A 1760-nucleotide genomic window follows, 5' to 3' on the forward strand; every position below is an offset into this window, starting at 1 on the left:
GGACGGGCGCGCTGGTGTGGCTGCTTTACGGCCTGCTGTGCGGCTATGGCTTCGCGTGGGTCGGGCATTTCTTCTTCGAGAAGAACCGGCCGGCGACCTTCAAATATCCGCTTTACAGCTTCATCGGCGACTGGGTCATGTACGCCGACATCTGGCGCGGTCGCGTGAAGCTTTAGTTGCGCCAGGCCAGGCCGATGCCCACCGACGAGCCGGTGCGTTTCTCGACCAGCGGGCTGTCGGCGACGGGACCGAGGAGGCGGCTCGCGCCGGCATTGCCGTAGACGAGCCAATGCTTGGTCAGCGGCCGGATGAAGCCGACACCCACGTGCACATCGCGCAGGCCGGCACCGGGTTCGTAGGCGGGTTTGCCACTGGCCGCGACGGCCGACTCGGGCACGCCGAAATAGCTGCGCAGGTTTCGAGCGCTGGCGGCCGAGATGCCGAAGCCGCTGGTCCACTCCAGCGTCGGGCTGCGGTAGAACCGCCAGCCCAGGTCCGCGCCCAGCGTCGTGCCGCCTTGCCGGCCGAGCAGGTCCTGCGACAGCGTCGCGCCAATGGTCAGATCCTTGGTCAGGCTGTAGTTGGTATAGAAGCGCGCCCTCAGCGTGCGCCGGACGTCGGGCAGGCCCCGCGTGGTGCTGGCGTCGCCGCTGCTGCGGCCGCTGTCCATGCGCAGTGACACACCCACGCGCAGCTTGTCTGTGTCAATGAACTGGGTACTGGCACCGCCGGCCGCCTCCTCACGCCCGAAGCCCATCAGGCTGCCCGCGCCGGAAGTGCTGATGCGCACTCGGCCGAGCTTGAATGCCCACAAGGGCTTGATCTTGATGTCACGGCTGCTCGCGCCGTCGTACTCCGGCTGCGAGGCCACCGCGGCCCCCAGCAGATAGCGAGCTGACGGACTTTCCACCTCGGGCTGCTCGGCCTGGGCCAACGTCGCCACGGACAGAGCCAGGAGGGTAGTCAACGCGACTCTCATAGAGGCTAGCGTACCAGCCAGACCTGGCACCGCCTGTCAGCCAACGTGTAGTTCGCGTGTCAGCTCAGTCAGCATGTCGTCAACCATGGCATCCAGGTCGTACTGCAGCTTCCAGCCCCAATCGGCCTGGGCGGCTGCGTCGTCGATGCGTTGTGGCCAACTGGCTGCAATGGCCTGGCGGAAGTCTGGCACGCAGTCCATCGTGAACTCGGGCAGGCGGCGGCGGATGGAGGCGGCGATGCCTGCCGGCGTGAAGCTGACGCCGGCGAGGTTGTAGCTGCCGCGCTGCCTGACCTGGTCGGCCGGCGCGTTCATCAGCTCGATGGTGGCGCGCAGCGCATCGGGCATGTACATCATCGGCAGGGCCTGGTCCTGCTTCAGGAAGCAGGTGTAGCGGCCGTCCTTGATCGCCGAATGGAAGATCTCCACGGCGTAGTCCGTCGTGCCGCCGCCGGGCGGCGTCTTCCAGCTGATGAGGCCGGGGTAGCGCAGGCTGCGCACGTCCACGCCGTGCTTGGCGTGGTACCAGTCGCACCAGCGTTCGCCGGCGAGCTTGGAGATGCCATAGACCGTCGTCGGGTCCATGACGGTCGTCTGCGGCGTGTCGATGGCTGGCGTGTTGGGGCCGAAGGCCGCGATCGAACTGGGCCAGAAGATCTTGTCCAGCTTCTCGTGGCGGGCCAGCTCCAGCACATTGAGCAGGCCCTTCATGTTCAGGTCCCAGGCCCACATCGGGTGCTTCTCGCCGTTGGCCGACAGCGCCGCGGCCAGGTGGTAGATC

General features: G+C 67.0%; 3 protein-coding genes. 1 reads left to right on the forward strand and 2 read right to left on the reverse strand.

Going from position 1 to position 1760, the window contains the following annotated elements; genetic code table 11:
• The coding region (locus AC1DU6_RS29945) for an Mpo1-like protein (RefSeq protein ID WP_477861675.1) at nt 1–176 on the forward strand (176 nt) is incomplete at its 5' end.
• On the opposite strand, the gene AC1DU6_RS29950 is transcribed toward AC1DU6_RS29945, so the two are convergent.
• Both AC1DU6_RS29950 and AC1DU6_RS29955 read right to left on the reverse strand, forming a co-directional pair.
• Nucleotides 173–967, reverse strand: a complete 795-nt coding sequence (locus AC1DU6_RS29950) for a MipA/OmpV family protein (protein ID WP_162247778.1) — start codon at nt 965–967, stop codon at nt 173–175. The genes AC1DU6_RS29945 and AC1DU6_RS29950 overlap by 4 nt on opposite strands.
• A gap of 48 nt (nt 968–1015) precedes the next feature.
• Nucleotides 1016–1760: NAD-dependent epimerase/dehydratase family protein (locus tag AC1DU6_RS29955; protein ID WP_477861673.1), on the reverse strand; the 745-nt coding region annotated here is incomplete at its 5' end.

Source organism: Roseateles sp. P5_B10, assembly GCF_056400485.1.